The 24,121-nt window shown below is 72.4% G+C and carries 22 protein-coding genes; 13 read left to right on the top strand and 9 right to left on the bottom strand.

Annotation, left to right across the window (positions count from 1 at the left end; all coding sequences use genetic code 11):
- The 6 genes from IO39_RS49270 to IO39_RS49245 form a co-directional block, all read left to right on the top strand.
- Positions 1 to 1,602: polymorphic toxin-type HINT domain-containing protein (locus IO39_RS49270; protein ID WP_043640938.1), on the top strand; the 1,602-nt coding region annotated here is incomplete at its 5' end.
- Positions 1,603 to 1,656: 54 nt separating this feature from the next.
- Positions 1,657 to 2,184, top strand: a complete 528-nt coding sequence (locus tag IO39_RS49265; protein ID WP_157549931.1) for a hypothetical protein — start codon at positions 1,657 to 1,659, stop codon at positions 2,182 to 2,184.
- A 120-nt stretch (positions 2,185 to 2,304) separates the two neighbouring features.
- The gene (locus IO39_RS49260; RefSeq protein ID WP_043640934.1) at positions 2,305 to 3,036 is read left to right on the top strand and encodes an HAD family hydrolase; all 732 of its coding nucleotides are present in this window, start codon (positions 2,305 to 2,307) and stop codon (positions 3,034 to 3,036) included.
- Between the two features lie 155 nt (positions 3,037 to 3,191).
- Positions 3,192 to 3,989, top strand: coding sequence for a thymidylate synthase (locus IO39_RS49255; protein WP_043640930.1), 798 nt, complete (start codon positions 3,192 to 3,194; stop codon positions 3,987 to 3,989).
- Positions 3,986 to 4,465, top strand: a complete 480-nt coding sequence (locus tag IO39_RS49250; protein ID WP_245642708.1) for a dihydrofolate reductase — start codon at positions 3,986 to 3,988, stop codon at positions 4,463 to 4,465. Before IO39_RS49255 ends, IO39_RS49250 begins: the two co-directional genes overlap by 4 nt.
- Positions 4,466 to 4,549: 84 nt before the next feature.
- The gene (locus tag IO39_RS49245) at positions 4,550 to 5,230 is read left to right on the top strand and encodes a copper homeostasis protein CutC (protein WP_043640927.1); all 681 of its coding nucleotides are present in this window, start codon (positions 4,550 to 4,552) and stop codon (positions 5,228 to 5,230) included.
- A 45-nt stretch (positions 5,231 to 5,275) separates the two neighbouring features.
- Here IO39_RS49245 and IO39_RS49240 read toward each other — a convergent pair whose 3' ends face one another.
- The 6 genes from IO39_RS49240 to IO39_RS49215 form a co-directional block, all read right to left on the bottom strand.
- Positions 5,276 to 6,436, bottom strand: coding sequence for a DUF6986 family protein (locus IO39_RS49240; protein ID WP_043640924.1), 1,161 nt, complete (start codon positions 6,434 to 6,436; stop codon positions 5,276 to 5,278).
- Positions 6,420 to 7,721, bottom strand: coding sequence for an FAD-dependent oxidoreductase (locus tag IO39_RS49235; protein ID WP_245642707.1), 1,302 nt, complete (start codon positions 7,719 to 7,721; stop codon positions 6,420 to 6,422). Before IO39_RS49235 ends, IO39_RS49240 begins: the two co-directional genes overlap by 17 nt.
- A 9-nt stretch (positions 7,722 to 7,730) precedes the next feature.
- Positions 7,731 to 8,963 (bottom strand): class I adenylate-forming enzyme family protein, encoded by a 1,233-nt coding sequence (locus IO39_RS49230; RefSeq protein ID WP_043640921.1) that lies wholly within the window; start codon positions 8,961 to 8,963, stop codon positions 7,731 to 7,733.
- A 182-nt stretch (positions 8,964 to 9,145) separates the two neighbouring features.
- Positions 9,146 to 10,657: an AMP-binding protein gene (locus tag IO39_RS49225; protein WP_157549930.1), complete on the bottom strand. Its 1,512-nt coding sequence runs from the start codon at positions 10,655 to 10,657 to the stop codon at positions 9,146 to 9,148.
- Between the two features lie 55 nt (positions 10,658 to 10,712).
- The gene (locus tag IO39_RS49220; RefSeq protein ID WP_052424350.1) at positions 10,713 to 11,882 is read right to left on the bottom strand and encodes a hypothetical protein; all 1,170 of its coding nucleotides are present in this window, start codon (positions 11,880 to 11,882) and stop codon (positions 10,713 to 10,715) included.
- The gene (locus IO39_RS49215; RefSeq protein ID WP_245642706.1) at positions 11,879 to 13,039 is read right to left on the bottom strand and encodes an LLM class flavin-dependent oxidoreductase; all 1,161 of its coding nucleotides are present in this window, start codon (positions 13,037 to 13,039) and stop codon (positions 11,879 to 11,881) included. Before IO39_RS49215 ends, IO39_RS49220 begins: the two co-directional genes overlap by 4 nt.
- A 94-nt stretch (positions 13,040 to 13,133) precedes the next feature.
- On the opposite strand from IO39_RS49215, the gene IO39_RS49210 reads away from it, so the two are divergent.
- Positions 13,134 to 13,616, top strand: a complete 483-nt coding sequence (locus tag IO39_RS49210) for a hypothetical protein (protein WP_043640916.1) — start codon at positions 13,134 to 13,136, stop codon at positions 13,614 to 13,616.
- Positions 13,617 to 13,723: 107 nt separating this feature from the next.
- Here the strand turns inward: IO39_RS49210 and IO39_RS49205 are convergent, their stop codons facing one another.
- Positions 13,724 to 14,806 (bottom strand): acyl-CoA dehydrogenase family protein, encoded by a 1,083-nt coding sequence (locus IO39_RS49205; protein WP_043640913.1) that lies wholly within the window; start codon positions 14,804 to 14,806, stop codon positions 13,724 to 13,726.
- 133 nt (positions 14,807 to 14,939) lie between these two features.
- Between IO39_RS49205 and IO39_RS49200 the strand changes: the two genes are divergently transcribed.
- Together IO39_RS49200 and IO39_RS49195 are read left to right on the top strand one after the other, a co-directional pair.
- Positions 14,940 to 15,611, top strand: a complete 672-nt coding sequence (locus IO39_RS49200; protein ID WP_157549929.1) for a hypothetical protein — start codon at positions 14,940 to 14,942, stop codon at positions 15,609 to 15,611.
- Between the two features lie 237 nt (positions 15,612 to 15,848).
- Positions 15,849 to 17,594 (top strand): proline--tRNA ligase, encoded by a 1,746-nt coding sequence (locus tag IO39_RS49195; RefSeq protein WP_043640908.1) that lies wholly within the window; start codon positions 15,849 to 15,851, stop codon positions 17,592 to 17,594.
- Between the two features lie 69 nt (positions 17,595 to 17,663).
- Here the strand turns inward: IO39_RS49195 and IO39_RS49190 are convergent, their stop codons facing one another.
- Together IO39_RS49190 and IO39_RS49185 are read right to left on the bottom strand one after the other, a co-directional pair.
- Positions 17,664 to 18,278 (bottom strand): ferritin-like domain-containing protein, encoded by a 615-nt coding sequence (locus IO39_RS49190; RefSeq protein WP_245642705.1) that lies wholly within the window; start codon positions 18,276 to 18,278, stop codon positions 17,664 to 17,666.
- Positions 18,275 to 18,766, bottom strand: a complete 492-nt coding sequence (locus IO39_RS49185; protein WP_043640905.1) for a hypothetical protein — start codon at positions 18,764 to 18,766, stop codon at positions 18,275 to 18,277. Before IO39_RS49185 ends, IO39_RS49190 begins: the two co-directional genes overlap by 4 nt.
- A gap of 231 nt (positions 18,767 to 18,997) precedes the next feature.
- On the opposite strand from IO39_RS49185, the gene rimP reads away from it, so the two are divergent.
- The 4 genes from rimP (at position 18,998) to infB (ending at position 24,016) form a co-directional block, all read left to right on the top strand.
- Positions 18,998 to 19,483: a ribosome maturation factor RimP gene (gene rimP / locus IO39_RS49180; RefSeq protein ID WP_043640903.1), complete on the top strand. Its 486-nt coding sequence runs from the start codon at positions 18,998 to 19,000 to the stop codon at positions 19,481 to 19,483.
- Between the two features lie 12 nt (positions 19,484 to 19,495).
- Complete coding sequence (gene nusA / locus IO39_RS49175) at positions 19,496 to 20,500, top strand: transcription termination factor NusA (RefSeq protein WP_043640900.1); 1,005 nt, start codon at positions 19,496 to 19,498, stop codon at positions 20,498 to 20,500.
- Complete coding sequence (locus IO39_RS53940; protein WP_084774790.1) at positions 20,484 to 20,783, top strand: YlxR family protein; 300 nt, start codon at positions 20,484 to 20,486, stop codon at positions 20,781 to 20,783. Before nusA ends, IO39_RS53940 begins: the two co-directional genes overlap by 17 nt.
- A 125-nt stretch (positions 20,784 to 20,908) precedes the next feature.
- The gene (gene infB, locus IO39_RS53935; RefSeq protein WP_084774788.1) at positions 20,909 to 24,016 is read left to right on the top strand and encodes a translation initiation factor IF-2; all 3,108 of its coding nucleotides are present in this window, start codon (positions 20,909 to 20,911) and stop codon (positions 24,014 to 24,016) included.
- Positions 24,017 to 24,121: the final 105 nt, after the last annotated feature.

Raw genomic sequence — 24,121 nt, 5'->3', positions numbered from 1 at the left:
ACGATCGACCCGTACCCGTCCATCAACCTCAACCGCTACACCTACGCCGCCGGCAACCCCCTCGCCTACACCGACCCCTCCGGCAACTGCCCCTTCTGCCTCCCGCTGCTGTGGATGGCGGTGCGGGTGGCGGCCCAGGCGGCCCTCAGGGCGGCGGCCAAGCAGGCCGTGAAGCAGGTGGTCAAGCAGACGGTGAAGCAGGCCGTGAAGCAGACGGTCAAGAAGACCGTGAAGCAGACGGTCAAGAAGGCCACCAAGCAGGCCACCAAGAAGACGACGAAGAAGACCACCAAGAAGCAGACGACCAAGAAGACCACGAAGACACAGACGAAGAAGTCGACCACCAAGAAACCCACGGTCAGGGCCAAGGTCAAGAAGCCGACCAAGCCGATCATCCGCAAGCCGCAGGCCAAGAAGCCCCAGGTCAACAGGCCTCAGGCCAAGAAGCCCCAGACCAAGAAATCGCAGGCCAAGAAGCCTACGAAGACCACAAAGAAGCCGCCGACCAAGAAGACGGCGAAGAAGCCGCCGACCAAGCCGAAGCCGACCACCCGCAAGAAGAACGACATCGCGCAGGAACAGAACGAGATGATCCTCAACGATGTCGACATCGCGGAGATGGGCGGTGTGGACCCGGACTTCGGCTACGACGGCGACCTCCTGTGCCGCAGCCTGATCTCCTGCGCCAAGGACGTGGTGGAGGAACTCGGGGAGAACGCCGCCGAGGACATCGCCGACGAGGTGATCGGCCAGGTCATCGACGCCACCATCCCCGAAGTCCCGGTGGACGCACCGGGCTCGGGTGTGACCTGCGCGCTGCCGAACAGCTTCGTGGCCGGCACCCTGGTCCTGATGGCCGACGGCTCCCGCAAGCCCATCGAGCAGATCAAGGCCGGCGAGGAGGTCCTGGCCACCGACCCGTCCACCGGCCGCACCGCGGCCCGCCCGGTCACCACGCTGATCACCAGCGAGGGCGCCAAGAACCTGGTGGACATCACAATCACGGTGGACGGCAAGAGCGACGTCCTCACCGCGACCGACGAACACCCGTTCTGGCTGCCCAAGCGCCAGACCTGGCTGAACGCCGGCGACCTGCGCCCCGGCATGTGGCTCCAGACCTCGGCCGGCACGTACGTCCAGGTCAGCGCGGTAGAGCACCGCACTGCCACGCGGCGCGTCCACAACCTCACGGTCGAGGACTTCCACACCTATCATGTGGTGGCAGGCGGCCAAGCGATTCTCGTTCACAACGATGCGCCTCGCTATACGGACGAGGAATGCTGGGCGATTGCTGACAGGGCGAGAGATAAAGTCCGAGAAGGCATGTCGAAAACACAACGCAGCAAGCACGTTATGATCGTTGGTGCTGTCGATTGTGTAACGGGCGACGTGGTAGTGGGCAAGAAGCGCTCAGAAAGGGGCGGCTCCACGCACTGTGCTGAAGACCTCGCGAGAGACGAGCTCGTCAGCCGGGGGTCGAAGCCTGAGAATATCCGGTTCGGGCACCCGGCACACCCGAATACGATGAACGAGGCAGACTTCTGCCCCAGGTGTCAGGGTTGGATCGACCCGTCGCAAGTACCGCCGGATCGGCGCTGGTAATCGTCGGCCAGAAAGCAGGTATGCGTAATGTGGGACTGGCGGGAGCTTAGAACGATGAGCGGTGACGCCTCAGGTGTTCCGCCAGTCCTGCGGCGACTCCTTAACGGTGCAAGCGAGCAACGGGCGGATGCGTTCCGTGCTTTGTACGGCCATGTTGTGAATCAGGGAGACCTTTATACGTCGGCGGCCGCTGTCACCGATGTGATTCTCGATGAGCTGCGCTCACGCGCGTATCTCCCTGACTTCGGCTGGTTGCTGCTGCATGAGATATTCCGCAGTTATGGCCGCGACGGGCATCTGGTGATAGAAGGCCGGGCCGTCGAGATCGAGGACTACTGCCGGGGCCGCATGCTGGCCGCGCTCCCGGTCATAGATCAGGTGGTCGAGGGACTGTCCGGGCAGGACTTCGACTACGCGGCGTTGCTGCTCGGCAACATGGGCGAGTTCAGTGATCAGGCGATCGCGATACTGGAGCGCGAGGTCGGGAAGTCGACCGGCGCGCGGCTCCAGTCGGCCCTCGACCAGCTCGAGGTCGCGACGGAACTGGCCGCCGAACGCGAGTCCGGTGACGGGAAAGCCTGAACCGCACTCCCCTGAGACGAGCGGGCTTCGCGCCGGGACAGGAACAAGGCCGTCCGCACGGGGTGCAAGGTGCCGTGGCCCCGCTGGTGTCAGGGTGGGCGTGCGCGGGATGATCTCCGCATGGCGGATGTGATCTTCTTCGATCTTGACGGCACTCTCGTCGATCATCGCAGTGCGGTCCTGGAGACGATCGGGCGGATCGTGCGGGCCGCGCCGGGCGCGACGGCCTCCCCCGAGGAGCTGGTGGCGTTGTGGTGGACGCTGGAGGGGCGTCACATGCGCGAGTACCTGGCCGGTGAGTGCTCCTTCGCCGAGCAGCACCGGCGCAGGCTGAGGTCCTTCCTGCCGGCGCTGGGTGAGCCGGTCCCGGACGATCCCGGGCTGCTGGACGCCTGGATCGCCGAGCGTTACCTCGCCCCGTTCGAGAAGTCCTGGCAGTGCTATCCCGACGTGCGGCCGTGCCTGGAGGCTCTGAGAGGGCTTCCCGGGGGGCCGCGGCTGGCCGTGCTCACCAACGGGGACCCGGACCAGCAGCGCGCCAAGCTCGCCCGCTTCGGCCTCCTGGAGTACTTCGAGGCCGTCCTGACCCCGGCCGAGCTGGGTGCGGCCAAGCCCGCCGCCTACGCCGCCGCGTGCCGCTGGATGGGTACGGACCCCGCCCGCGCCGTCAACGTGGGCGACATGCTGGAGAGCGACGTGAACGCGGCCGCCCTCGCCGGGCTCACCGGCGTCTGGCTGGACCGCGGCATCGACTTCGTCACCGGCGGGCCGTCGCCGGCGGCGGACGCGACGGTGCCCCGCATCGAAAGCCTCACCGACCTGCCCGCCCGCCTGTCCCTCACGCCCGCCTGACCGACCTGACCGACCTGACTGGCCGACCGGCCTGACCGCTTGACCGGCCTGTCTGTCCTGACTGCCTGGACCGCTTGACCGGCCCCACCGGCCCGGCCGGCCCCGCCACACGACACGGGAGCGGGCGTGCGGAGCCCTTGGCTAAGCTTGCGGACATGCCCGACACGCAGTACGAAGACCTGCTCCGCCACGTGCTCGACACCGGCGCCCGCAAGGAGGACCGCACCGGCACGGGGACGCGGTCGGTCTTCGGCCACCAGCTGCGCTACCGGCTGTCCGACGGCTTCCCGCTGATCACCACGAAGAAGGTGCACTTCCGCTCGATCGCCTACGAGCTGCTGTGGTTCCTGCGCGGCGACGGCAACGTCACGTGGCTGCGCGACCACGGCGTCACGATCTGGGACGAGTGGGCGGGGCCGGACGGCGACCTCGGCCCGGTCTACGGCGTGCAGTGGCGGTCGTGGCCGACCCCGGACGGCGGGCACATCGACCAGATCAGCGAGGTGCTGCGCACGCTGCGCGAGAATCCCGACTCCCGCCGGATCATCGTCTCGGCGTGGAACGTCGCGGACATCCCGCGCATGGCGCTGCCGCCCTGCCACGCGTTCTTCCAGTTCTACGTCGCCGACGGCAGGCTGTCCTGCCAGCTCTACCAGCGCAGCGCGGACCTGTTCCTCGGCGTGCCGTTCAACATCGCCAGCTACGCCCTGCTGACGCACATGATCGCCGAGCAGGTGGGCCTCGGCGTCGGCGACTTCGTCTGGACCGGGGGCGACTGCCACATCTATGACAACCACGAGGAGCAGGTCCGCACCCAGCTCGCCCGCGAGGCGCGGCCGTTCCCCACGCTGAGCCTGAAGCCGGCCGACAGCCTGTTCGACTACACCTACGAGCACATCGCGATCCACGGCTACGACCCCCACCCCGCCATCAAGGCGCCGGTGGCGGTGTGACCATCCGTGTGGCCGGTGTGATCGGGCTGGTCTGGGCGCAGTCGGCGAACGGCGTCATCGGCCGCGACGGCACGCTGCCCTGGCACCTGCCGGAGGACCTGAAGCACTTCCGCGCCCTGACCGAGGGCACGACCGTGCTCATGGGCCGCCGCACGTGGGAGTCGCTGCCGCCCCGGTTCCGCCCGCTGCCGGGCAGGCGCAACCTCGTGCTGTCGCGTACGCCCCAGGAGGGCGTGGAGACGTTTCCCGACCTGCGGCAGGCGCTCGACGCGGCCTCCGGCGACGTGTGGGTGATCGGCGGCGCGGCCGTCTACGTCGCGGCGCTGCCCCTCGCGGACCGCATCGTCGTCACCGAGATCCGCGAGCCCTTCGAGGGCGACACGTACGCACCGGACGTCGGCCGCCCGCCGGACTCCGCCGGGGAGTGGCGGGAGTCCTCGACCGGCCTGCACTACCGCTTCCTGACCTGGGGCTGAGAGCGAACAGGCCAGGTGATCGGGTGCCAGGCGGCCGGGCACATTGTGGCGCAAAGGGACAGATCACCCGATAACCTCTCCTCCATGACCGGATCCCTGCTCGAGGTGATCGCGCTCAACGTGCGCGACGCCGTGGCCGCCGAACAGGGCGGAGCCGACCGTCTGGAGGTCGTGGCCGACATGGCGGCCGACGGGCTGACCCCCTCCCCGGAGACGGTCGCCGCGATCGCCGCCGAGTGCCCGCTGCCCCAGATGGTGATGCTGCGCTGTGACGCGAACTTCGCCGCCGACCCCGACGTCCTCGCCCGGCTCGGCCGTGACGCCAAGGAGCTGAAGCAGGCCGGGGCGGCCGGGTTCGTGTTCGGGTTCCTGGACGGGGCCGGCGCCGTCGACCTGGCGGCCACCGAGGCGCTCATCCACGCCGTCTCCCCGCTGCCGTGGACGTTCCACCGCGCCGTCGATCACGCCGCCGACGTCCACGCCGCCTGGCGGGCCGTGCGGCTGCTGCCCAACCTGGCCACCGTGCTCTCCTCCGGCGCGCCCACCGGCGTGAACGACGGCCTGCCGGTGCTCAAGGCCCGCGCCGACGCCGGCGACGGGTCGATCGTGCTGGCCGGCGGCGGGCTGCGGCCCGCGCACGTGCCGGTCCTGCTCGACTACGGCATCCGCGCCTTCCACGTCGGCTCGGCCGTGCGGTCGAGCTGGTCGGACCCGGTCGAATGGCGCCTGGTACGCCAGTGGCGCTCCCTCGTCGAACGCGACTGACGGCAGAGCCGGCCCCCAGCCCGTGGCGCCCTCTCGCCGGGCGGGTCACGGCAAGGCGTGGTCCGCGCGGTGCAGGGCGGCGGCCAGGGTGCGGATGGTGGCGGGCTCGTCCATGACCCCGCCCTCCGCCGCGCGCCGCTCCTCCCAGGCCCGCACCCGCTCCCGATAGGCGTCGTACGTCGCCAGATGGAAGGCGTACACCGTGGCGAACCGGCTCACCAGGTGTGACGGGTGCATGTCCCAGCCCTGGTGGAACCCGTGCCGCAGCGAGTGGCGGACCAGCCCGGCGTGCCGCCGCCACAGCGCGTGCACGTCGTCCGTCCGGTCGGAGGCGGGGGCGGCGGCCAGCGAGCCGTCGGACAGCTCGACCTCCGTCCCCGCGAACGCCGTCTGCATCACGTGCCGCGCGTGGTCGCAGGCCGGATGGTCGAGCCGCTGCTCGTGCGGCGGCAGCCCGATCGCGGCCGTGTAGTCGAAGACCCCGAAGTGCGCGGCGGCCAGCCGCCCGCCCAGCGACCCGGCCAGGTCGGCGCGCAGGAACGGCAGCGTCTGCGGCGCCTCCACCTGCATCTCGAACCGCAGCGGCGACGGCGGCCGGAGCTCGGTCTCCAGCTCCTCCAGCACGGCCGCGAACTGCCCGAGGTACGCCTCCAGCAGCACCTTGGGAAAGGTCACCACGAAGCCGCGGGGAAGCCCGCCGGTCCGCCCCGCCACCCCCGAGACGAGCAGGCGCAGCGTCCGCACCGCCCGTTCCGGGTCCCCGTCGGCGAACGACTTCACCCGCGGCCCCCACCGCCGGGGCAGCGTCCCGGCCGCGTGCATCGCGGCGACCGCCTCGGCGGCCCGCTCCGCGTGCTCGTCCTCCACGGGGCCGGGGCGGGCGCCGTACCCGTCCTCGAAGTCGATCCGCAGGTCCTCGACGGGCTCGGTGGACAGCTTGCGCAGCACCCGCTCGTGCACGGCGGCGGCGAGCCCGGCGGGCGTGCCGAAGACCTCGGCCAGCTCGCCGGGGCCGGGCAGATGCGCCTTGAGCAGGGCCAGCGCCCGGTCGCCCCACTCGGCGACGGTGGCGGGGGAGAAGCGGTCGGCGGGGACGTACACGGTGTGGACCGGCTGCCAGCCGGGCAGCCGGCCGGGCTCGGACAGCGGCCAGCGGGCCCGCTGCAGCCGGTACGCCGCCGCGAACCCCTCAGGGACGGCAGACACGGAGCATGGCCTCCAGCCCGATCAGCTTGACGCGCTCGCCCCGGCTGAGCGACTGGGCCAGCTCCGCCTCGGCCGCCTCGATGGCCAGCCACTCGTCGTACGTCACCGGCCGCACCCCGCGCGCGGCCAGCAGCGCGTCGATCCCGCCCGTGCCCGTGCGCTCCCGCCCGTCGAGGTCGGCCAGCAGGGTGCGGACCGTCTCCGCCGCGTCGGACTTGTTGGTGCCGATCACCCCGGTCGGCCCGCGCTTGAGCCAGCCCGCCACGTATTCGCGCTCGCGCACGCGCCCGGCCTCGTTCGGCACGGTCATCGTCTTCTCCGAGAACGGCACCCCGGGCAGCGGGACGCTCTGGTAGCCGACCGAGCGCAGCACCATCCCGACCGGCAGCGTCTCGAACTCGCCCGTGCCGACCACGCGCCCCTCCTCCGACAGCCGGGTGCGCTCCAGCCTGAGCCCCTCCACCCGGTCGGCGCCGAGGATCTCCACCGGCCGCATCCAGAACCGCACGTCGAGGCGGCGCGGCCGGCCCACCGGCTCGCGTCCGGCCCACCCCTGCAGCACCTTGATGTTGCCCAGCACCTGGCGCGGGAAGTCGCCGCCGGAGACGACGGCCTCGTCGGGCCGCACGCACACGTCGGCGTTGGTCAGCTCGCCCAGCTCGCGCAGCTCCTTCAGGGTGAACTTGGCGTGCTCGGGCCCGCGCCGCCCGACCATGTGGATGGCCTTGACCTGGCTCTCGCCCAGGCGCTGGAGCACCTCGTGGGGCACGTCGGTGGCGCGCAGCTCCTCGGCGGTCTTGGCCAGGATGCGCACGACGTCGACGGCCACGTTGCCGACCCCGATCACCGCGACCTCGGAGCTGTCGAGCGTGAACCGCCCCGGATCGACGTCGGGATGCCCGCAGTACCAGTTGACGAAGTCGGTCGCCGCCACGCTGCCCGGCAGGTCCTCGCCCGGGATGCCGAGCCGCCTGTCGACCATCGCGCCCGTGCAGTAGACCACCGCGTCGTAGACGCCCAGCAGATCGTCCACCGACACGTGCGACCCCAGCGTGACGCCTCCGAGGAAGCGCACCTGGGGCAGCTCCAGCACCTTGCGCAGGTAGTTGGCGATGGACTTGATCGAGGTGTGGTCGGGCGCCACGCCGTATCGGACCAGCCCGTACGGGGTCGGCAGCCGCTCGACGACATCCACCTCGACCGGCTCGGCAGACTGCTTGACCAGGGCCTCGGCCGTGTAGATCCCGGCGGGGCCCGACCCGATGACCGCCACGTGCAACGTCACGCTGCCTCCCTATGCCGGTCCGCGATCGAAGAGTCCCACCAGATGCAACCGGCCAGTGTGATCGATGTATCCCCGGTCACCGGTCCGGATGAACCCGTCCCTGGCGAATGCCGCGTGATCGGGGCCGTTCCTGCCAACGTAACCGCTCATGACCGCGTCCGAGCGGAGGAGCACCTCGCCGGGCTCGCCGGGAGGCAGGACCCGGCCCCGCGCGTCCCTGACGGAGACGGTCACGCCGCCGCGCGGCCTGCCCACGGTGGTCTCCGCGTCCTCGGGCGGGTCCTCGGGGCGCGTGCCCAGGCCGAGCCCGGCTTCGGTGCAGATGTAGCGGTTGCACACGGGCACGCCGTATCTGCCGCGCAGCTCCCTGATCAGCTCCGGCCGGGCGGGCGCGCCGCTGGACAGGATGAGCGCCAGCCCCGGCAGATCCTCGCCGCACGCCAGGATGGCTTCGAGCTGGTACGGGCTGCCCTGCAGCACCCGGATCCCGTGCTCGCGCGTCACCCGCAGCGCCGCCTCCGGGCTCCATTCGGGCATCACGTGGCAGGTCCGCCCGGTCTGCAGGAAGACCGGCAGCCGGGTGGCGAACCCGAGCTGCCCCAGCGGGTGCGGCACCAGCCTGGCGTCCCCCGTGCCCCACCGGAGCCCGGCGCCGTGGGCCCGGATCGCCTCCAGCTGGCGGTCGCCGAACAGCACGCCCTTGGGCGGCCCCGTCCTGCCCGACGTGTACGTGATCACCACCGGCCGGCCCGGGTCCGGCGGGAACGGCGGCGGAGGCGGCTCGGCCCTGCGCAGCCCGTGAAGTCGTGCGGGGTCGTACTCGCCGTACTCGCCGCGCTCGCCGTGGCCGCGCCCCGCCGGGTCGAGCGGCAGCGTCACCACGTCCAGCCCGGCCGCCGGCGGCAGCACACCGGGCGCGGTGACGACCAGGGCGGGGTCGAGCGCGGCCGGCAGACCCGCGCGCCCGGTCGCGACGCCGGCCGTCCCGAGACCCGCCGTGCCGACCCCCGCCGTCACCGCGCCGATCTTGGCCGCCGCCACGTAGCAGATCACGAACTCCGGCCCGTCGGGCAGCGCCAGCGCCACCAGGTCGCCGATCCGGACGCCGCGATGGGCCAGGGCGGCGGCGACCTGGTCGGAGAGGCGGTCGAGGGCGGCGAACGACAGCCGGGCGGAGCCGGTGACGACGGCCGCGCGCCCCCCGAACCTTCGTGCGGCCTCACCGGACAGCAGGCGCAACATGGCAGCTCCCGGGCGAAGGGGCCTACCTCCACGCTACCCCGGCACCCCGCCGTCGCAAGCGCCTCTGGCGCACGCCGACGGAAGCACCCCGGCAGACGCCGCCAGAGGTGACGCCGCCAGAGGTGACGCCGCCAGAGGTGACGCCGCCAGAGGCGACCCCGCACGTGGCACTGGAGCACGCCTCACGAGAGGCGGCGTAACGCGAGCTTGTCGATCTTGCCGTTGGCGTTGGCCGGCAGGGCGTCCAGCACCACGATCCGCTTGGGCACCTTGTAGTCCGCCATGTTCGCCCGCGCCCACGCCAGCAGCGCTTCGGGGTCGGCGGTCCGGCCGGGCCGCGCGACCACGTACGCCAGCCCCGCCTCGCCCGACGACGCGTCCGGCACGCCGACGACGGCGGCCTGCGCCAGCGACCCCTCCCGCAGCAGGAGCGACTCGACCTCGGCGGGGGAGACGTTGAACCCGTTGACGATGTACAGCTCCTTCTTGCGGTCCACGATCGCCAGGTTGCCCGACTCGTCCAGCACGCCGATGTCGCCGGTGTGCAGCCACCCGTCGGCGTCGATCACCTCGGCCGTGCGCTCGGGCTCCTCCCAGTAACCGCGCATCACGCCGTAGCCGCGCTGCAGGATCTCGCCGCGCTCGCCGGCCGCGACCTCCTTGCCGTCGTCGTCCACGATCCTGACCTCGATGCCGGGCACCGGCCGGCCCGCCGTGGCGGCGACCACCTCGACGGGGTCGCCCGCCCTGGTCATGGAGACGACCGTGCCCTCCATCAGCCCGTACGCGTTGATCACCCGGTCCAGCCCGACCCGCTCGACCAGCCGCGTGATCAGCCGGGCCGGCACGGCGGCGGCCCCGCAGATGGCCACCCGCAGCGACGACACGTCCCAGGGGGCGCGCTCCAGCTCGTCCAGCAGCCGGTGGAACAGCGTCGGCGGCCCGGCCAGCACCGTGACCCGCTCGGACGAGATCAGCGACATCATGGCGTCCGGCGTGAAGACCGGGATCGGCACCATCACGGCCCGGCGCAGCACGCACGCGACCAGCCCGGCGTTCAGCCCGAACCCGTGACTGAACGGCGCGATCACCGGATAGCGGTCGTGCTCGTCCAGCGTGACGATCTCCGACCAGTCCCAGTAGCCGCGCAGGACCTGGGAGTGGTCGATCATGACGCCCTTGGGCGTGCCCGTGGTGCCGGAGGTGGACATGATCTCGCACAGGTCCCCGGGCCGGACGGCGAGCGCCCGTTCCTCGGCCTCGCGGGCGGGCACGCGCGCCCCGAGCGCTTCCAGCCCCGGCCCGTCGGGCGTCACGACGTGCCGCAGGCCGGGCGGCGGCGTCAGCAGGTCGGGCAGCAGCCCGGCCAGCGGCTCCCCGGCCGGGCCCGCCCCCGTGACCAGCACCTTCGCGCCGGTCTTCGCGATGAGCTGCGCCGCCTCGATGCCCTTGCCACGCGCCGGCACCGGTACGATCACCGCCCCCGCGTCCCAGATCCCGAACGCGTGCGCCACCCAGTACGGCGAGTTCACCCCCCACATCGCCACCCGGTCACCGGGCGCCACGCCGAGCGCGACGAGCCCGCGGGCGATCCCGGCCGCCTGCGCGCGCAGCGCGGCGAGCGTCATCCGCGGCCCCGCGGGATCGGCGACGACGACGTCGTCCGGGTGGCGGTCGGCCTGGTCGCGCAGCATGCAGGGAAGCGTCCCCCAGTCCGGCGTCGATCCCATCGGCTGCCTCTCCGATCACTCAGACGACGAGCGCCCTGTCCCTTCCGAGGTGGTGGCCGCGCAGGTCGTTCACGGTGCCGGGCGCGGGCGTCTCGGAGATCTCCCGCGCGGTCTCCACCCGCACCGACACCGGCGTCAGCGCCCGTACGGCCTGCTCGATCCGCGCCTTCCACATCGGGTTGCCCACCAGGCTCTGCCTGCCGAACGTCACCGTCAGCACCGCCGTGTCCAGCGTCCCCTGCCGGTTGACCGTCAGCTCCCACCCGGCCACGCCGTCGATCCGCGACAGCGCCCTGTCGATCCGGGGCAGCGCCAGCCACACGCCTCTGACCAGCACGTGCTCACCGACGGTGTGGGCGGGGGCCGGCAGGCCGGGGCCCGCCGCCGCGGCCACCAGCCCGGTCCTGAGCACGGCGTCACCGAGCGTCGCGTGCCCGGCCGGCGTGATCACCAGCTCGGCCGGCCCGCCACCCTCGACCTGTCCGCCGCCCTCGGCCTGTCCGCCCCCGGCCCGCCCGTTCGTGGCCGGCTCGTCCTTGCCCAGGTCGTTCTTGCCCAGGTCGTCCTTGGCCAGTTCGTCCTTGCCCAGGGCGGCCAGCCCGAGCAGGCCCTCCGCGAGCGGCCGGAGCGGCTCGTCCTCGGCCGCCCGCCACGCCAGCGCGCCTCCGCCGAACGGGCTGGCCAGCACCTCCGTGACCCGGGCCCCGAACTCGCCCGCCAGATGCCCGAGCGTGCGCCTGGCGGCGATCTCACCGGTCAGCACGATGCTGCGCAGCCCGAGGTCCAGCGGGTCCAGCAGGAACTCCAGATGCAGGCGCGACAGGAAGTCCATCGCGCCCGTCGGGGTCGCCACCAGCGTGGTGGCCTTCAGCGCGGTCAGCGCGTGGTGCAGGCGCATCCGGCCGCGCGGGCCCACGCAGGCGGCGGCCCCGGCCACGTCCGCCGCCGCGGCGGTCCACAGCGCGCCGGCCGGCTCGGCCAGGGCGACCACGACGCGGTCGCGAGCGCCGACCCCGGCCTCCCGCAGCGCCGCCCCGGTCAGCTCCGCCGCGGCCGCGCGGTCGGCGGGGGAGAGCGGGAAGACGCTGGACACGTCGGGGGAGACGAGCAGCAGCCCGGTGGCGGAGCCCGCGGCGGCTCCGAGATCGTCCCTGGTCAGCCAGCGCGCCCCGCGCCCGCCGCCGGTCACCGCGCCACCTCGCTCACGGCCCCGGCCGCGCCGCCCACGGCGTCACCGGGAACGTCACCCGAGGCGCCGCCGGGATCGTCACCCGAGATGCCGGCCACCTCGGTCATGAACAGTTTCATCGACGCGCAGACCTGTTCGTGCGCCAGCCCGCCCACCTGCGCCTGGATGATCAGATCCGTGGCCCCGGCCTCGGCGATCCTGCCCAGCGCCTTGCGCGAGCCCTCCACGTCGTCCACCACCACCATCAGGTGCTCCCGCAGCGTGGCCATCGCCTCCTCGGGCGGCAGCCCGGCGGCGAGCTGCCCGAGCACGCGGTGGGTGGCGTGGCGGGCGTCGTAGTAGTCGGGCGGGGTAACCAGGTTGACCTGCCGGCGGATGTACCACAGCACGGGATCTGCGGCCGTGGCGTTGGCCTCCTCGCGGGTCGGGGCGACATGCCAGGGGATCATGAGCGCGACGCGCCGGGAGGCGGGGTCGAAGCCATGTTCCGCCAGGCATTCCCGATATTTCGCGATGTCGGCGGCGACGTCGTCGATGCCCTTGAGCATGGTCATGCCGAGAAGGTTGTACCCGTGCCTGGCGGCGGCCAGGTAGCCCTCCAGCGAGGTGGAGGCCACCCACACCGGTGGATGGGGCCGCTGGGCCGGGCGGGGGTAGACGGCCACGTCGGGGATCTCGAAGAACTCGTTCGAGCGGCTGACCGGCTCGCCGTCGGCCTGCCAGATGGCCAGCGTGGCCTCCAGCGAGTCCTCCCAGATCTGCCGCGACTTCTCGAAGGGCCGCTGGAACGCCTGGTACTCCAGGGGAGAGGCGCCACGGCCCGTACCGAAGTCCACCCGCCCGCCGCTCAGCACGTCCAGCGTGGCGACGCGCTCGGCGGTGCGGATCGGGGACTGGAACGGCAGCAGCACCACCCCGAGCCCCAGGCGGATGCGCTCGGTGCGCTGGGAGATGGCGGCCAGGACCAGGTCGGGCGCGGAGGAATGGGAGAAACCCCTGGTGAAGTGGTGCTCCACGAACCAGGCGGCCTCGCACCCCAGCCGGTCGCCCAGCACGACCTGGTCGATCACGTTGCGGAACGCCTGCTGCTCGACCTCGCGGGTACGGCCGCGGACCTCCAGTTCATAGCCCAGGCTGATCCGTAGCGGCGATGTCATCGCGCCTCCGGCGAAGTAGGGAACCAAGCGCTCGCTTGGTAGAGCGTATCAGTGGCAAAGACTTGCGGGAAGGGCGCGGCGGCGATCAGAGTGGATGCTCGTGAAGCGAAAGCACGCGTTGCGGCGGCCGAAGAGCGGCGCGTCCCCCGACCAAGGCGACGATCTCTCGCTCACCAGCGCACGCAGGTACGAAGCGTTCGGCAGGGTGATGGCCGCGCTGGCGACCGAGGCCGACTTCATCGAGTCGTGCCGTGACCTGACCTGGTGGCGCGGTTCCGACCACAGCTGGCACATCGAGTGGCGCGACGGGCCCTACGCCTCCGAGGTGGCCACCCTCCTCGTCGAGCAGGTGCGCGACCCCGACTACGACGGCTCCCTCGTCACCAGGGCCGGGCCCGGCGGCGACGGCTCGGCCGTGCTCGACGTGATGGGCGTGCGCTTCGAGCTGCGCGCGATCGATCCGATGGGCCGGGCCGGCGTGCGCGCGCGCCGCGGCTTCTGGCGCCTGGCCGAGGCCCTCGACACCACCCGCGCCACCAACACCCGCCACCCCTGGGAAGAACTCCTCGGCGGCTAGCGCCCCGGGACCCCGGGCAGCCCCAGGGGCCACGCTCGCTGAGCCGCGTCGTGCTCGCCGGAAAGGCCATCTCCCCTCCGGGCCGGGCCGGATGAGGGGCGGCGGGCTCAGCCCGAGGCGAAGATGTGCGCGCCGAGGCGGGCGCGGTGGGCCTGGGGCGGGCAGAAGAGCTGGGCGTCCGAGGTGGCCCGCTTGAGATAGCGATGCGCGGGATGCTCCCAGGTGATCCCGATCCCGCCGTGGATCTGGATGTTCTCGCGCGCCGCCGTCAGGTACGCCTCCGTGCAGTACGACCCCGCGACCGCCGCCGCCACCCCGTCCTCGGCCGCCGCCCGCGCCGCCGAGGTGGCCGACTCGACCAGCAGGAGCAGATCGGCCAGCTTGTGCTTGATCGCCTGGAACGACCCGATCGGCCGCCCGAACTGGTGCCGCCGCTTGGCGTGCTCGACCGCCATCTCCAGGCACCGCCGCGCTCCGCCCGCCTGCTCGGCCGCCAGCGCGGCGATCCCGAGGTCGCGGACGCGGACCCACGATGAGCCGTCGCCGATCCGGCGCACCGGGGTGTCGTGGAAGACCAGCCGCTGCAGCGGCCGGCTCTCGTCCATGGTCGTGTACGCCTCCCGCCCCGCCGGCACCGCCTCCACCAGCAGCCCGTCCACGTAAAGGAGCACCAGCTCGCCCGCCGTCGCGTACGGCACGATGCCCGTGAGCAGGTCACCGTCGAGCCGCAGCTCGCCGTCGCCCGGCAGCACCACGGTGGCGCTCACCGCCCCCTCGGCCAGCCTCGCCAGCAGCCGCCCCGCCTCGCCCGCCTCGCCCGCTCCGTCCGGGCCGCCGGCCGCACCGGCCCTGTCCAGGCCGTCCGGGCCGTCCGCCGCATGGGATCCGCCGGCGCCGTGCTCCGGCGCGGGCCTCCCGTCCGTGGCGGGGGTCTCGGCGGCGGGCAGGCAGGCGCGCAGGGCCTCGACGGCCATGACCGCCGTCTGGAGGAAGGGGTGGGGCGACAGGACCCGGCCCAGTTCCTCCGCGACCGCCGCCATCTCCGCAGGCCCGCATCCGGCCCCGCCGTGCTCCTCGGGCACGAGCAGCCCCGCGACGCCCACGTCCCGCGCGAACGCCTGCCACGACGCGCCGGGCCGGGCGGCGAGATGGTCGCGGACGACGGCGCGGAGTTCATCGGCGAGTGCCACCCGCCCAGCTTAACCAAGCGGTTGCTCGTTTTGGCGGGGAGATGACCGAAATTTGCCTTTTCTGGACGTTCGCATAATCTCGATGTGGTCATCCCCAAACGTTGAGGGGGGAGGGGTTGACCAGGGAATGGACATGAACAACACCACGATCGACTACGCCGACTTCGCCGAATACGACCGGCGTCAGCGCGCCATCGAACGCCATTTGCTGGCGGCCTTTCTCGGTGGGCTGGCCGTCGGTCTGCTCGGCGCGCTCGTTTCCGGCGCCGGCCCCGGCTGGCTCGGCCAGATCTACGACCCGTACGCCTATCTCGCTCTGTCGCTGGCCGTCGGCGCGAGCGCGTCGGGGCTCTCCTGGGCGCTGCTGACCACGTTCCTGGCGGCGGTGTCGACGCTGGTGGCCGCCATGGGCGCAAGCGCGCTGCGCGGGCAGGACGCCTTCGACATCATCGGCGGCAGCGCCGCCGGGCTCAACTGGACGCTCGTCCTGCTCGTCGCCCTCGGCCTGCTGGCCCACTTCACGCGCAGGCAGGACGGCTGGGGCGACGTGGCCGCCGGCGCGGTGGGCGCGGCGCTGATCGCCGACGTGGTGGACCGGTCGACCCCGGGGTTCATCGACAGCGAGCAGTCGTTCTGGCCGGGGCCGGCGATGGTGGTCGGGCTGGCCTCGGTGGTGCTGGTGGTCCTGCTGCGCAGGAACACGCGGGGGCGGGTGCGGGCGCTGGCGCTGTCGGCGGTGTTCGCGGGCCTGTTCACGGTGGGCCTGGCGGCGTTCGTGGCGGGCTGGATCCCCCTGGCGGTCTGACCGCGTTCGTGGCGGGCTGGATCCCTCCGGCGGTCTGACCGCGTACGCCCGGCCCGGCGCGCTTCCGGAAGCCGGCCCGGTGCAGGCGCGGAGATCGCTCCGCGTGCGCCGGCGAGATCGTCCCGCGTGCGCCGGGGAGATCGTCCCGCCGAAGGGGCCCTGATAAGCCCGCGCGCGGCGCTCCTCCGACTCGATAGCCTGTAGTCCTTCACATCCGGGTTCGAGCAAGGAGTAGCCGTGTTGCTGCGCATGTCGTCGTTGTTTCTTCGCACCCTGCGGGACGACCCGGCAGACGCGGAAGTGCCGAGCCACAAGCTCCTCGTCCGCGCCGGCTACGTCCGCCGCGTGGCGCCCGGCATCTATTCCTGGCTTCCCCTCGGCAAGATGGTGCTGGAAAACGTCGCCAGGATCGTCCGCGAGGAGATGAACCGCATGGGCGGCCAGGAAGTGCTCTTCCCCGCCCTGCTGCCCCGCGAATACTACGAGGCGACCGGCCGCTGGACCGAATACGGCGACACGCTGTTCCGCCTCCAGGACCGCAAGGGCGCCGACTATCTCCTCGGCCCCACCCACGAGGAGCTCTTCGCCGACATGGTCAAGAGCGAATATTCCTCCTACAAGGACTATCCGGTCACCCTTTACCAAATTCAGACCAAATACCGGGACGAGGCGCGGCCCAGGGCGGGCATCCTGCGGGGCCGGGAGTTCCTGATGAAGGACTCCTACTCCTTCGACCTCGACGACGACGGTCTCAAGCGCTCCTACGAGCAGCACCGCGAGACCTACATCAGGACGTTCGACCGCCTCGGCATCGACTACAAGATCGTCTTTGCCCAGTCGGGCGCGATGGGCGGCTCCGCCTCCGAGGAGTTCCTGGCGCCCACGCCCACCGGCGAGGACACGTTCGTGTCCTGCCGCTCGTGCGGCTACGCGGCCAACGCCGAGGCCGTCGTGACGACCGCGCCCGCCCCCCGCGCCACCGACGACGCCCCCGCGCCGCGCGTCATGGACACCCCCGACACGCCGACCATCGAGACCCTGGTCTCCTACGTCAACGAGCACCACGGCCTGTCCATCACCGCCGCCGACACGCTCAAGAACGTCGTCGTCAAGGTCGTCACGCCCGGCTCCGACAAGACCGAGACGCTGGTCATCGGCGTGCCCGGCGACCGCGAGGTGGACTTCAAGCGCCTGGAGGCGGCGCTGTCGCCCGGCGAGCCCGCCATCTTCGAGGCCGCCGACTTCGCCAAGCACCCCGGCCTCGTACGCGGCTACATCGGCCCGCAGATCCTGCGCGAGCTCGGCATCCGCTACCTCGTCGACCCCCGCGTCGTCACCGGCACCTCCTGGGTCACCGGCGCCAACGAGCCCGGCAAGCACGCCGCCAACGTGGTCGCCGGCCGCGACTTCGTCCCCGACGGCACGATCGAGGCCGCCGAGGTGCGCGCCGGCGACCCCTGCCCGCGCTGCGGCTCCGAGCTGTCCATCGACCGGGGCATCGAGATCGGCCACATCTTCCAGCTCGGCCGCAAATACGCCGACGCCGCCGGTCTCGACGCCCTCGGCCCCGACGGCAAGCCCATCCGCATCACCATGGGCTCCTACGGCATCGGCGTCTCCCGCGCGGTGGCGGTCATCGCCGAGCAGGCGCACGACGCGCTCGGGCTCGTGTGGCCGCGCGAGGTCGCGCCCGCCGACGTGCACATCGTCGGCACGGGCAAGGAGAACCAGGTGGAGGCCGCCCTGCAGCTGGGGGCGGAGCTGGAGTCGCGCGGGCTGCGGGTGCTGGTGGACGACCGGCCGCAGGTCTCGCCCGGCGTGAAGTTCAAGGACGCCGAGCTGCTCGGCCTGCCGACGATCGTGGTCGTCGGGCGCGGCCTGTCACAGGGCGTCGTGGAGCTGCGCGACCGCGTCTCGGGCGAGAAGTCCGAGATCCCCCTCGCCGAGGCCGCCGACCGCATCCTCGCCTCCATCACGGCCTGATCCCTTTCGGCCGCCCGCACCGCCTGCCCCCGCCAAGGCCGGCCTGCCCGGCCCCGCCGGCTGTCCGGCCTAGTTGCCCATCTGGCCCGCGGAGGGCGGGGGCGAGGGTGGGGGCGACGCGGGGGCCGGCGGCATGCCGGGGAAGGCCGCGGGCGGGTCGGGGCGGAAGGAGTAGGAGCGGGTGACCGCCTCCTGCATGGCCAGCGCCGCCTGCCGGCGCAGCTCCGGGTCGCGCGCGGCGGCCAGCTCCAGGTAGGCCGCCGCCACCCCGCTCTCCAGGTGCACCGCCAGCTTGACGGCCAGCGCCGTGCCGGAGGGGAAGAACGGCAGCGCGTAGGAGGCGTCGGGCTCGGCGGGCTTGCCGCCCAGCGCCGTGATGCGGGTGCGCAGCTGGTCGCGCCTGGCCCGGTGCGACTCGAAGGCGGCGGTCATCTTCGCCCGCACCTCTCCCGACGTGCGGGCCCCCAGCAGCCCGTACGCGAACAGCGCCGCGTGCTCCGCCGCCAGCGCCTTGCGCAACTTCTCGAGGTCGCCGGGATCGGCGGTGCCGGCGCCCCGCGCGCCCCTCACGACACCGCCGGGGCCGGCGGCCCCCGCGCCGTTCACGGCGACGCCGCGGGGCCCGGTGGCCCGCGCGCCGCCTGCTGCGACGCCGCCGGGGCCGGCGGCTTCCGCGCCGCTCACAGCGACCTCGGCAGGGCGGCGACGTGGGCGGCCTCGCAGGCCCCGATGCTGGCGATGAGCTGGGCCACCCCGGGCGAGACCGCGGCGAGCTGGCGGGGACGCGCCGCGGCGGCCTTGCCCTCCAGCTCCCGCAGCCGCGACAACGACGGCTTGGCCCCTGAACGGGCGGTAGCGGAGGGAGAGGCCGAGACGGGCGCGGACGGCGACGCCGAGGAGGCGGCGGGCACGTGCTTGCGCAACTCGTCGAGATGGGCCTGGTGGCGGTCACGGAACGGCACGAGCTGGTCGGACTTCCCCGACGAGATCAGGGACGTGTAGAGCGCGATGGTGCGTTCCTTCTCCGCGATGAGCTCTTTCAACAGGACGGTCTCCGGCGAGTCGGGCGCCGGGACGGGCGGCTGCCGCGACGGGCCCGGCGCGCTGCAGGCGGTCAGAGCGGCCGCTCCGCCCGCCAGCAGGGCTCGCCGGGAGAGCTGACGCGCGCGCACGGACTCGAACCTCCAGTTGTCACTGACCTGCCAGGGCCTCGGTAGCATCGTACGGCCAGTGCCCGCGACAGCCGTCCGGCGACGCTCCGCCATTCGACCATGACGAGTGGCGCTCTCTCCGTGCCCTCATACGGATAGGGTGTCAACTGTCGTCGCTGGCTGTGCGGCCAGACGGCGGAGAGCCAGAGGCGAGGTCCGCCCGGCTGAGACATGACAATAGGGGAGGTCGATATGGGCAGCGCATCACCCCGCGACCACCTGATGAAGCTCCTGGAGCCCGTGGTCAGCGCGGAGGGCCTCGACCTGGAGGACATCACGGTCACCCAGGCGGGCAGAAGACGGCTGCTACGCGTGATCGTCGATCGCGACGGCGGCGTGAGCCTCGACGACGTGGCCGACGTGAGCCAGGCCGTCTCCACGGCGCTGGACGAGGACGACGCGATGGGCCAGACGGCCTACACGCTGGAGGTCTCCTCACCGGGCGTCGATCGCCCGCTCACCGAGCCGCGCCACTGGCGCCGTGCGGCCAAGCGGCTGGTGAAGGCGGAGCTGACGGACGGCACCGTGGTGGAGGGCCGCATCCTGGCCGCCGACGAGAGCGGCGTCGACCTCGACGTCGCCGGCACGGCGCGCAGACTTGACTACGAGAGCCTGACCCGCGGACGGGTGCAGGTGGAATTCCGCCGCTTCGACGACGTCGACGGCGACGAAGGCTAAGGGGGAGCCGTCGTGGACATCGACATGAGCGTCCTGCGCAGCCTGGAGCGGGAGAAGGACATCTCCTTCGACCTGGTCGTCAAGGCGATCGAAGACGCGCTGCTGATCGCGTACTTCCGCACCGACGGCGCCGCGCCCAAGGCGCGGGCGGAGCTCGACCGGGGCAGCGGCCACGTCACGATCTGGGCCGCCGAGCTGGACGAGGACGGCGAGGTCGTCAGGGAGTTCGACGACACTCCCGGCAACTTCAGCCGGATCGCCGCGACCACCGCCAAGCAGGTCATCCTGCAGCAGCTGCGCGACGCGGAAGACGAGATCAACTTCGGCGAGTTCGCCAGCCGCGAGGGCGAGCTGGTCTCCGGCGTCATCCAGCAGGGCAAGGACCCCCGGTTGGTGCTGGTCGACCTGGGCAAGATCGAGGCCGTGCTGCCGCACGCCGAGCAGGTCCCGGGCGAGGAATACGTGCACGGCGAGCGCATCCGCGCCTACGTGGTGCAGGTGAAGAAGGGGCACAAGGGCCCCTCGGTCACGCTGTCGCGCACGCATCCCGGGCTGGTCAAGAAGCTGTTCGCGCTGGAGGTGCCGGAGATCGCCGACGGCACCGTGGAGATCGCGGCGGTGGCGCGCGAGGCGGGTCACCGTACGAAGATCGCCGTCAGGTCGCGCAAGCCGGGCGTCAACGCCAAGGGCGCGTGCATCGGGCCGATGGGCTCGCGCGTCCGCAACGTGATGACCGAGCTGCACGGCGAGAAGATCGACATCATCGACTGGTCGGAGGACCCGGGAGAGTTCGTGGGGAATGCGCTGTCGCCCGCGCGTGTTTCCCACGTCGAGGTTCTCGACCTCGAGGGCCGCGTCGCGCGAGTCACCGTGCCCGACTACCAGCTCTCGCTGGCGATCGGGAAAGAAGGGCAGAACGCCCGGCTCGCCGCGAGGCTCACGGGGTGGCGGATCGACATCCGGCCGGACACCCAAGCCGAAGATGCCGCCGGTTCCGTAGATGCGTCAACACGGTAAGCTGGAATATGGTGGCCAAGCGGTCCCACAGCGCACCTGTGTGGGCTGCAGGGTTCGCGAGGCTAAGTCCGAGCTGCTCCGCCTGGTGCGGGTCGAGGACCATGTGGTCCCTGACCTGCGAGGACGGCTTCCTGGCCGCGGTGCATCGCTGCACCCGTCCTTGAGCTGTCTGGAGCTTGCCGAGCGGCGCCGAGCGTTCCCGCGCGCGTTCCGCGTGCCGGGGCCGCTTGACGTGTCGCCCGTGCGGGCGCACCTGGAGGGAGAACCACGAAATGTCATGTAGGACGCCGAGTTGATGGGCGGAGTCAGATTGCTATGAGCGCCTGATGAGCACGCGGCGATGAAGACGTCAAGGTAGCGACGGTCCGGACGGCACAGCCAGCCTCCCGGGCCGAGTAAGGGAGTGCAGTGGCGAAGGTCCGGGTATACGAGCTCGCTAAGGAGTTCGGCGTAGAGAGCAAGGTCGTCATGGCCAAGCTCCAAGAGATGGGAGAGTTCGTCCGTTCGGCGTCCTCGACCATCGAGGCGCCGGTGGTCCGCAGGCTCACCGAAGCACTGGGGGCATCCAAGGGTGGCCCCTCCAGGGGCGGCGGTCAGCCGTCCAACAAGCCGCAGCCGCCAAGGGCTGCGCCCCGGCCGGCGGACAGCCAGGCCGGTAACGGCGCCGGGCAGGCGCCGGTTCCCGCTCCACCGCGTCCGGGCCCCAAGCCCGGTCCGCGTCCCGGCCCCGCGGGCGGCGGTCAGCCGCGCCCGCCGGTGCCGATGCCGCACCAGCAGCCGCAGCAGCCCGAGGCCGCGCGCGGTGAGACCTCCGGCGCCCCGCAGGCGCGTTTCGAGAGCGGCGCGCCCGCCCGGCCGACCCCGGGTCCGCGGCCCAGCCCCAGCGGCGGCCCGCGTCCGGGTCCGGGCCCCAAGCCCGGTCCGCGTCCCGCCCCGCAGGGGCAGGGCGGTGGCGGTGGCGCCGCGCAGGCGCCGCGTCCCGGCGCGCCCTCCGGTGGCGGTCCCCGCCCCGGTCCCGGGCCGAAGCCGGGCCCCCGTGGCCCGCGTCCGGGCAACAACCCGTTCTCTTCCAACGCCAGCGGCATGGGCCAGTCCCGTCCGCCGCGTCCGGGCGGCAACCGCGAGGGCGGTGGCGGTCCCGGCCAGCGCGAGCGTCGTGACGGTCCGCCGCGCGACGGCGCGATGCCGCGTCCGCCGCAGAGCCGTGGCGGCGACGCCCGGCCCGCTCCCGGTCCGCGTCCGGGCCCGCCCCCCGGCGGCCCGCGTCCGGGTCCCGGAGCCGGTGGCGGCGCGGGCGGTCCCCGTCCGGGTGGCCCGCGTCCCAACCCGATGATGATGCCGCAGGGTCGTCCTGCCGGTCCCGGCGGCGGTGGCCGTCCGGGCGGTGGCGGTGGCGGCGGCCGTCCCGGCGGTGGCGGCGGTGGCCGTCCCGGCGGTGGCGGTGGCGGCGGTCGTCCGGGTGGCGGCGGCGGTTTCGCCGGTCGCCCGGGTGGCGGCGGCACCGGTCAGCGCACCGGCACCGGTGGTCCCGGTGGCGGCGGCGGCTTCGCCGGTCGTCCCGGTGGCGGCGGCCGTGGCCGTGGCGGCGGCACCGCGGGAGCCTTCGGGCGTCCCGGCGGCCGTCCCGCGCGTGGCCGCAAGTCCAAGCGCCAGAGGCGTCAGGAGTTCGACAACATGTCGGCGCCGGCGATCGGCGGCGTGCAGGTCGCTCGCGGCAACGGCGCGACGATCCGCCTGCCGCGCGGCGCCTCGCTGTCCGACTTCGCCGACCGCATCGGCGCCAACCCCGCCTCGCTCGTGCAGATCATGCTGCACCTGGGCGAGATGGTGACGGCGACGCAGTCGGTCAACGAGGAGACGCTGCAACTCCTCGGCGCCGAGCTCGACTACAACATCCAGGTCGTCAGCCCGGAGGAGGAGGACCGCGAGCTTCTCGAGGCCTTCGACATCGAGTTCGGCGAGGACGAGGGCGACGAGGCCGACCTGGCCGCGCGCCCGCCGGTCGTGACCGTCATGGGTCACGTCGACCACGGTAAGACCAAGCTGCTCGACGCCATCCGCAAGACCAACGTGGTGGCGCGCGAGGCGGGTGGCATCACCCAGCACATCGGCGCTTACCAGGTCGCGGCCCAGCACGAGGGCGAAGACCGGAAGATCACCTTCATCGACACCCCGGGTCACGAGGCGTTCACCGCCATGCGTGCCCGAGGCGCCAAGTCCACCGACATCGCGGTGCTGGTGGTCGCGGCCGACGACGGTGTGAAGCCGCAGACGATCGAGGCCCTCAACCACGCCCAGGCGGCCGAGGTTCCGGTCGTGGTCGCGGTCAACAAGGTCGACAAGGAGGGCGCCGACCCCAACAAGGTCCGGGCCCAGCTCACCGAATACGGCCTGGTGGCCGAGGAATACGGCGGCTCGACGCTGTTCGTCGACATCTCGGCGAAGAACGGCACGGGCATCGACGACCTCCTCGAGGCCATCCTGCTGACCGCGGACGCCGAGCTCGACCTGCGGGCCAACCCGACGATGGACGCCCAGGGCATCGCGATCGAGGCGCACCTCGACCGTGGCCGCGGCCCCGTCGCGACCGTCCTGGTCCAGCGCGGCACGCTGCGCGTCGGCGACTCGATCGTGTGTGGCGAGGCCTTCGGCCGCGTCCGCGCGATGCTCGACGACAACGGCGAGCCGGTCGAGGAGGCCACGCCGTCGCGTCCCGTCCTGGTGATGGGTCTGACGGCCGTGCCGAGCGCCGGTGACAACTTCATCGTGGTCACCGACGACCGGATGGCCCGGCAGATCGCCCAGCAGCGCGCGGCGCGCAAGCGCAGCGCCGACATGGCGAAGTCGAGCCGTCGCCGCACCCTCGAAGAGCTGTTCAGCGACCTTGAGAAGGGCCGCGTCGACGAGCTCAAGCTCATCATCAAGGGTGACGTGTCCGGTTCGGTGGAGGCCCTGGAAGACGCCCTGCTCAAGATCGACGTCGGCGACGAGGTCAGGCTCCGTGTCCTGCACCGCGCGGTCGGCGCGATCACCGAGTACGACGTCAACCTGGCCGTCGCCGACGACAACGCGGTCATCATCGGCTTCAACGTCCGCCCCGAGCCCCGGGCGCGCGACCTGGCCGAGCGCGAGGGCGTCGACATCCGCTACTACTCGGTCATCTACCAGGCGATCGAGGAGATCGAAGCGGCGCTCAAGGGCATGCTCAAGCCCGAGTTCGAAGAGGTCCAGATGGGCACCGCCGAAGTCCGCGAGGTCTTCAAGGTGCCGAAGATCGGCAATGTCGCCGGTTCGCTGGTCCGCTCCGGCGTGATCGTCCGCAACAGCAAGGCCAGGGTCATCCGCGACGGCGTCGTCATCGCGGACAACCTGACCGTCTCGTCCCTGCGTCGCTTCAAGGATGACGCGACCGAGGTCCGCGAGGGCTTCGAGTGCGGCATCGGTGTCGGCTACAACGACATCAGGATCGACGACGTGATCGAGACGTTCGAGATGCGGGAGAAGCCGCGCGCGTGACGCGCGGCCGGGCGCCCGGCGGGACATCCGCCGGGCGCCTCTCGCACGCCCTGGCCTGGTCCCCACCGCAGCAGGCCGGTCGTGCGTCCACCACACCAGGCCAAG

This window comes from Nonomuraea candida (assembly GCF_000725485.1).
Taxonomy (GTDB): Bacteria; Actinomycetota; Actinomycetes; order Streptosporangiales; family Streptosporangiaceae; genus Nonomuraea; species Nonomuraea candida.
Note: the sequence above shows the minus strand (reverse complement) of the source record. Positions and strands in the feature narration are given on the sequence as shown.

Coding starts and splice junctions, on each gene's coding strand:
- IO39_RS49230 (WP_043640921.1), bottom strand. CDS start 8,963: ATGTTGCGCCTGCTGTCCGGTGAGGCCGCACGAAGGTTCGGGGGGCGC.
- IO39_RS49200 (WP_157549929.1), top strand. CDS start 14,940: ATGAACAACACCACGATCGACTACGCCGACTTCGCCGAATACGACCGG.
- rimP (WP_043640903.1), top strand. CDS start 18,998: ATGGGCAGCGCATCACCCCGCGACCACCTGATGAAGCTCCTGGAGCCC.
- IO39_RS53940 (WP_084774790.1), top strand. CDS start 20,484: ATGCGTCAACACGGTAAGCTGGAATATGGTGGCCAAGCGGTCCCACAG.
- IO39_RS49210 (WP_043640916.1), top strand. CDS start 13,134: ATGCTCGTGAAGCGAAAGCACGCGTTGCGGCGGCCGAAGAGCGGCGCG.
- IO39_RS49225 (WP_157549930.1), bottom strand. CDS start 10,657: ATGCTGCGCGACCAGGCCGACCGCCACCCGGACGACGTCGTCGTCGCC.
- IO39_RS49255 (WP_043640930.1), top strand. CDS start 3,192: ATGCCCGACACGCAGTACGAAGACCTGCTCCGCCACGTGCTCGACACC.
- IO39_RS49265 (WP_157549931.1), top strand. CDS start 1,657: ATGAGCGGTGACGCCTCAGGTGTTCCGCCAGTCCTGCGGCGACTCCTT.
- IO39_RS49215 (WP_245642706.1), bottom strand. CDS start 13,039: ATGACATCGCCGCTACGGATCAGCCTGGGCTATGAACTGGAGGTCCGC.
- IO39_RS49245 (WP_043640927.1), top strand. CDS start 4,550: ATGACCGGATCCCTGCTCGAGGTGATCGCGCTCAACGTGCGCGACGCC.
- IO39_RS49260 (WP_043640934.1), top strand. CDS start 2,305: ATGGCGGATGTGATCTTCTTCGATCTTGACGGCACTCTCGTCGATCAT.